This window comes from Streptococcus sp. 17.1 (assembly GCF_016648655.1).
In the GTDB taxonomy this organism is placed as follows: Bacteria; Bacillota; Bacilli; order Lactobacillales; family Streptococcaceae; genus Streptococcus; species Streptococcus salivarius_E.
On sequence record NZ_JACLQM010000035.1, the window covers coordinates 1 to 7340 of the forward strand.

General features: G+C 31.5%; 5 protein-coding genes and 1 pseudogene. All 6 read left to right on the forward strand.

The features are described from left to right. The first annotated feature begins 167 nt into the window (after positions 1-167). A complete protein-coding gene (locus H7T99_RS10365; RefSeq protein WP_009664163.1) occupies positions 168-908 on the forward strand; it encodes an ABC transporter permease in 741 nt (246 codons plus the stop codon). Positions 909-1043: 135 nt separating this feature from the next. Then, a pseudogene (locus H7T99_RS10370) lies at positions 1044-1757 on the forward strand (ABC transporter ATP-binding protein). Between the two features lie 26 nt (positions 1758-1783). After that, positions 1784-3466 (forward strand): ABC transporter ATP-binding protein, encoded by a 1683-nt coding sequence (locus H7T99_RS10375; protein WP_037600642.1) that lies wholly within the window; start codon positions 1784-1786, stop codon positions 3464-3466. A gap of 488 nt (positions 3467-3954) precedes the next feature. Then, a complete protein-coding gene (locus H7T99_RS10380; protein WP_037600646.1) occupies positions 3955-5214 on the forward strand; it encodes a site-specific integrase in 1260 nt (419 codons plus the stop codon). Positions 5215-5226: 12 nt separating this feature from the next. Next, positions 5227-7080 (forward strand): hypothetical protein, encoded by a 1854-nt coding sequence (locus tag H7T99_RS10385; RefSeq protein ID WP_037600649.1) that lies wholly within the window; start codon positions 5227-5229, stop codon positions 7078-7080. Continuing rightward, complete coding sequence (locus H7T99_RS10390; RefSeq protein ID WP_037600651.1) at positions 7077-7283, forward strand: hypothetical protein; 207 nt, start codon at positions 7077-7079, stop codon at positions 7281-7283. The genes H7T99_RS10385 and H7T99_RS10390 overlap by 4 nt, the downstream gene beginning before the upstream one ends. Positions 7284-7340 lie beyond the last annotated feature (57 nt).

Genomic DNA, 7340 nt, shown 5'->3' on the forward strand with positions numbered 1-7340 from the left:
AGATGTGTATTAGAGAGAGATACATACCGAGGGTATGTTTGTTTTTAGTATATACATACCGATAGTATGTATGGTGCCATTGTCTGTAAAATAAGCTTATTTTTAAATATTTGTCGAGATTAGTCTGAATAGTTTATTCTTTATTTACGCTTTGGAGGAAATAATCTATGTTGTCGCTTATTAAAATTGAATTAAATAAAGTTTCTAAATCTAAATTATTTTTAGCCTGGTTGTGTACTATATTTATAGTGTTAGGTATTACAGCAATCATTATTATGGGTTTAGGTACTGACAATAAACTAGGAGAATTTACTGGACAGGATTCTAATGTTATTAGAATTACTGGTAAATGGGAAGGTTGGGCAATTGTAGCTTCATTGTTTTCATCTTTATTTACAAAAGCAGCATTTTTGATTTTCGAATCTTATTTATTATCTACGATTATTATTGATGAATTTAAACGAAGAACAATTTTTCAGTTGTTTTCTTACCCTATTTCTAAAATAAAGTTACTTTGGGGAAAAATTCTTTCAGTCATTCTAATAGCATTTATTGCCCATTTTTCTGCACATTTAGTGACTCAATTATTCATTAGATTCATGGCTGTTGTAACTGAATCTAGTTATATCCCTCTAGCTAGTCAATTAATTAACTTGGCTGGAATAACGTTTGCAACAGTACTAATAGGGTTACTACCATTTGTTTTAGGTATGATTAAACATTCAACAGCTATAACAATGCTTTCAGGACTTGGTTTAGCAGCATTACTTTCAAATGTAAGTCCAGGAAGTTTATCTAATAATATTGCTGATAACTTATTCTTTTTGATATTTGCAAGTTTCATAAGTTTAATGATTACTTCATTTTCAATTTTTAATATTTCAAGACAAGATATTAGTATCAAGTAGCATACCTAAGTTTAATTGAAGGAAAGTGATAATTCCTTAATGATTTCTATAAAAAAAGAGACTGTATAAATTAGTATTTATGCTCTGGGAGAAAAATTCTTGCATTTAAAACTGGATATAGAAAGAGAGATAGAAATGAGAAATATTGTTGAAATAAAAGAAGTTTTTAAAACAATTGATAAAGAAGAAATTTTAAGTGGTATCAACCTTCAAATTGCTGAAGGAGAAATCTATGGTTTTCTAGGACCGAATGGTGCTGGAAAAACAACGTTAATGAAATGTATGTTATCCTTATCAACAATTACATCAGGTAGTATTGAAATTTTTGGGAAAAATCTACAAGAACACAGAGAAGAAATCCTAAGTCAGATTGGAAGTATTATTGAATCACCAATTTTTTATGATAACTGCACTGCAAAAGAAATTTTGGAAATTCACGCTCAGTATATGGGGAAAACTATTACTGAATCAGATATAATAAGAGCCTTAAGAATGGTCGGATTAAAAAATACGACTAAAAAAGTAAAAGATTTTTCGTTAGGAATGAGGCAAAGGCTTGGTTTAGCTCGTGCCTTTCTAACAAAACCTAAATTGTTAATTTTAGATGAGCCAATCAATGGTTTAGATCCAATAGGAATTCAAGAAATTCGAAATCTTTTGTTGTCGCTTTCTAAGTAGCATGGAATTACAATACTAATATCGAGTCATATATTATCGGAAATTTCACAGATAGCAGATAAAATTGGTTTTATCAAAAATGGAAAAATTGTATAACAGGTCTCTATGAAAGAGATTAGGAGAGAGAATATTGACTTAGAAGAATATTTTATGTCACATTTTCTAAATTAAATTAAGAATTATGAGGTAGATTAAGGATGAAACAATTGATAAAGAACCATCAGAAGGCTTTTTATGCTTTCATGATATTTAATATACTGGTCCCTTTAACTAATATTGCTTTTGCTTATTCTATTAAAGGTATTATTGATAGTGGCATGTCTCAAAATAAAGAAGCCTTAACTCAAGCGGTACTAGTAGGAGCTATTGTTATTCTCATATATGCAGGGCTCAACTTTATATCTCTTCGATTGAAAAATAAACTTGTTAGGCAAATCATGTCAAGATACAAAAATAAGGTGTTCCAATCTATTTTAGATAGGGATTATAGAGACTTTTCTAAAGAAAAATCAGGGAAATTTATTTCTGTATTAACCGAAAATATGAAGAAAATTGAGCAAGATTATCTACACCAGTATTTTAATATTTCAAAAAACCTTTCCTTAATGATTTTTTCGCTCCTAGCTATGTTTATAGGTAATTGGTATTTGACCTTATTGGTTATCATTGCTAGCATTATTCCAATGATGATTTCTGGATTCATTGGACAAAAATCAGCTTATCTTCAAAAGAGTGCCATGATTGCAGATCAGAAGTATTTAGCTAAGGTTAAAGATATTTTAGCAGGATTTCTTGTTATTAAAAGTTTTAATGTGAAAGATGCTATCTGTGAGGATTATAGTTATGAAAGTGAAAAATTGGATGAGATATATTTTATAAAAGGAAAATTTGATGTTTTAGCAAATGTTATTTCACAGCTTTCAGGGATGATTGTTTTTTTGGTAGCTTTTGGTGGAGGGATGTACCTCGTATTTAATGGTTCTACCACAATTGGGAGTGTGACAGCTATTGTTCAACTAGTCAATTTTGTAGTAATGCCACTAAATGAAATTGGTATGGGAATGAGTAAATTTCGTGAAGGGCAAGCAACACTTAATGCATTTGAGGTAAAAGATGTAATTGGACTTCAGACTGGTGAAACGAAAGAATATTTCGATGATGTCATTTCTTTTTCAAATATAGACTTTTCTTACCCTAATGCTGAAGAAAAAATTTTTAATCATTTATCTTTGAAGATTCAAAAAGGGGAAAAAATTGCAATTGTAGGAATGTCAGGGAGTGGAAAATCAACTTTGCTCAATCTATTGCTGCGTTTTTATGATGTAACAAGTGGACATATTTCAATTGATAATCAAGATATACAAGCTATTTCAGCAGAGAGTCTTTATAACTTGATGACGATTGTTCAGCAAGATATTTATATCTTTGATGATACTTTAAGAGCAAATATTACTCTTAATCAATCCTTCACTGATGAGGAAATAAAGAAAGCTGTACAGCAGTCAGGTTTAGAAAGTTATGTTTTAGAAAATGAATTAGGTCTACAAGCTTTATGTGGAGAGAATGGATCAAATTTATCTGGCGGACAAAAACAAAGAGTTAGTATTGCGCGCGCCTTGATTCGAAAAACACCAATCTTATTATTGGATGAGGCTACTTCATCTTTGGATAATCAAGTAACTACTGAAATTGAAAGTTCAATCTTGGATATTCAAAATTTGACTGCACTTGTAGTAACCCACAAGTTGAATGAGAACATTTTGAAAAAATACGATAGAATTCTCTTTATGAAAGATGGCGTTATTGTTGAAGATGGTTCTTTCAGTGATTTGATGGATAGGAGAGGTGAGTTTTATAAGTTGTTTGAGTTGAGTGTGTAATTCTCTTTCATTTTATAGTATAATTTTATAAAACGCTCTAAAATCATTAAATTGATATAAAAGTGTTTTTTATTGTCAAAATATACAATTGAAAAAATTTCCAGTTTTTTTAAAATCACTTTCTTAGATGACAATTTAATCAAAATATGATATAATACAGAAAAAGTAAAAATAACAAAAGTAACTTACAGAAGTAAAAGAAAAAAAGTAAATAGATAGCCACGGCGGATATTCCTTTCATCGTTTAGAAGGAGTTGCTGTGGTTATCGTTGTTGCTGAGCTAATAAATTGCTCTTATTACTTAGATGAAGTTACTTTTATTATTGAATTAATTTAAATAATAATAACGATCAATGAAAGTACTCATCGATATTCCCTTTATGCAGTTTAGAGCACAAAGGAAAATGGTACTGATTTGATCGTTTTTTTGTGTATTGACATCATAAAACACAGTCAGAACCTTCAGTCATAATAAACAAGGAGATAACATGAGATTTGTTGTATATAAACATTCGCTAATTCTAGGTGATAATAATATCGTTACAAAGCAATTGATTGCACTCAAACATGATGATGGTACATTACAATTCACTGATTTTCATAGATATGTAAAATCTGCCACAAAGATTAAATCTATTTCAGACGATGGAAACAAACGATTTTCATACGTTGTTAAGTTTTTGAATTTTATCTACGGAACAGTTGGGGTTAACAATCTTGATCAACTAACTTTAGAAATGGTCAAGGAGTTTTTTATGCTTTATGGTTTAGGACAACTTCCAGAAGATAGAAAAAATAGAAAGAAAAGTACAGTCGAAAAATGTGTAAATGCAGTTCTTGATTTTTTAACTCTATACTTGAATGAACGAAAAGGAAAGGCTAATTTGAAGCCAGAAGACCTTTATTCTATCAATACATTCACTAATAGACGAGGTAGAGTCATTAAACGGAAAGAACTGAATTTTGAGATATTTGTTGATGATAGCAACGCACAGAAGTCAATTTTTAGAGATATGCCAAACAGCGCCTTTGAAATGCTCTTTGCTCACATTGCTCAATATCACAAGGATTTACTTATGGTTGTTGCTTTGGGAGCATTTGTTGGTTTGAGACCATCAGAAGCATGTAATGTAAGACGTGAAGATAGTCCTTTGGGAGCAGGTATCTTATTTCACCAAAGTGATAATCAAGTATTTAAGATTGAGATTGATCTGCGAAAAGAAATGCCCCTTAGAAGTGATTTAAAGCCAACTGGACGAATTAAAAAGGAAAGACTTCAAGCTGTACCTTATATCTTCTTGGAGGTCTTTTTAGACACTTATAATGACTATATGAGTTATCTAGAGGGTAAAAGGTATGAGAAAGATTTTGGTCCATTAAACCTTAACAAGCAGGGTAAAGCATTATCATACGATGTGTACTATCAACGATTTCGTAAGATTATTCGCGAAGAAATGATCCCAATATTTCTTAAATCTGATGACCCAGAGGTTGTCTTTTTTGGTCAACTCTTGCAAGAAAATAATATTTCACCCCATATCTTTAGGCACTGGTACACCACTCAATTAGTGTTGTCAGGCGTTAATGAAGTTAGTGAGCTGATGTCCGCTAGAGGGGACAATTCACCAGAAAGTGCTTGGGTATATTTACAAAATAAAGGAGAAATTGCAAAACAGTATGGTCAGGTGAACAATGGTGTTTTTGATTATATGAACTGGCAAGCAGAAAAATTATTTGGTGAACACTAGAAGGAGTAGCTGTTGGTAGTAGATTTAAAAAGTTATCTTGAAAGAATATTAGTCGAGTTAGGTGATGCTACAATAAAACACCGTGAGAAAGTCAGTGGATTTTTACTAGACAATGATTGGTTTGGTGTGTCTATAAATCTTGATGATTATACTATTACGGAAAAAGATGCTGAAGTTCTTAAAAATCACATCAAAGACTATCTAACAACACCTCCTGGAATTAAGAGTATGGAAGGAATCTTTTCAAAAAAATTCCCTTCTACAAATGAATTATTCGTTCAATTTGCTGAAGAAGAAAAACTGAGTGAAACAAATCGTTTCTATCTACTTGATTTTTTAGCATACTACTTAACAAAAGATTTGTTTCTATATAGTGATGCTGAAGTGGAGACCTTAGTAGAAGTAGCAACAAAAGTTCTCACAAAATATCTAGGTGATAATCTCATTCAATTTATTAAATGGCTACTCAATAAAGGTGTTACTCGTTATCGAGTGAGTTTTGAAATGACGAAGCGTTACACGATTGAGAGTGCAAATGGAGCGTATGAATTAGATGAATACCTTGAATTAATGTACTACCTATTCAACGAGGACTACATCATAAAAAATGATATGTTTTGTAAAGCAGCAAATTCAAAAAACTATGCAGATACATGGTTGTATCTAGGGTTACATTTTATTTGCGCACTAAGATCAACAGACTTGGAAAGATTAGGACATCCTAAATTAACAAGAGAACCATTAGAAGTTTTAGAAGCAGTAGTAGATGGAACTTGGAGTAGTAGTGAAGCTAGAAGGACTTTACTAAGTATTACAACAAGATTGACTTATTTAAACTTAACACCTAATAAAACAAAAAACGCTTCTAACGTTACTCAGCTAAAGTTTCACGTCCCAGAAAGTTGTCAGGTTCTTATTGGAACGTTATTGGCTATCTGTGAAGCACATTTTCAACTTCAAATACCATACAATGCAGAAAACCCATTAATCAGACGAATTAAAACTTATGAAAAGATTACTAGTTATATGGGGGAGGAAATCGGAAATTTATTTTTAGAGCGTAACTTTAGTAGTCGTTCTGCAAACAAGTCTTACTTACAATCTGTCGCAATGTTAGCAGATGACGTTCTTGAAGAAAAGTCAGAACTGAATATTAAAGGTTATTTTTTAGCAGCATTAGCTCGTAGCCATAAAGGTAATTTTAATGAATTTGCGCAAACTACAACAACGTATCTAAAAGATGCCCAACTTGGACAACTAAAACCTGAAATGGTTGCAAAAGAACTATTTGAGCGAGGCGTATTATCCATGATTCCGTCTATGCTCTTGACCATTGTAACTAGAGGAAAGTATAAAGAATTAAGTCCAAGCCAACAAACTCAAATGATTAAAAGTTTAGATCTAACACCAGTAGAAATTGAGAAAACGTTAGAATTGAGCATTAGGGCTGATTTGCGTTCTCAACAAGCTTTAAAAACTCTAGTTGAAAACAACGTTGAACCTGAACAATTACTGACAATCTGTCATCGAATTGGCAACGGAGAGGCTTTCTCTAAGCAGGGAGAAAGTATGTGTCTCTTATCTGCGTTAGGGAAACTATGCCCCTATGATGACCGTCAACATTGTGTAGGTTGCCAGTATGAATTGCAGACAAAATCTACTTTGCTTTTGTTAATCGGTGAGTTTAATCGGCTTAACAAGCAATACTCTAAACTAACAAATGACCTTGAGAGAGGTAAAGTTAGAGCAATTTTAGAAAAACAGATTAAACCATGCCTTACAGAAATGTTAGGAGCTTTATCAGAACAATATGGTGAAGCTGTATTGTCTGATTATGAGGATATTATTAAGGAGTTAGTCAGTTGAATAATCAATCAAAATTATTTCGTAAAGTAAATGAAATTATCCTGTTTGATGATAATATGATTGAAAGCGCAAAAGAATGTTTTCAAGATTATGTTGAAAAAGGGATTATATTAACCACCAATTTTGAAGAGAATAAATGGGTTACAACTAATGAATATTCTAATGTAAGCTTCGTTTTTAACTTGATAAATTGTAAAATATAGTGCAACAAAAAAACTCATAGCCTTTCATTGGTGTAAACTGTAAGTAACCACACAAAC

Excerpts from the sequence above, each read along its gene's own strand:
- H7T99_RS10375 (WP_037600642.1), top strand. The coding sequence starts at position 1,784 with ATGAAACAATTGATAAAGAACCATCAGAAGGCTTTTTATGCTTTCATG.
- H7T99_RS10365 (WP_009664163.1), top strand. The coding sequence starts at position 168 with ATGTTGTCGCTTATTAAAATTGAATTAAATAAAGTTTCTAAATCTAAA.
- H7T99_RS10380 (WP_037600646.1), top strand. The coding sequence starts at position 3,955 with ATGAGATTTGTTGTATATAAACATTCGCTAATTCTAGGTGATAATAAT.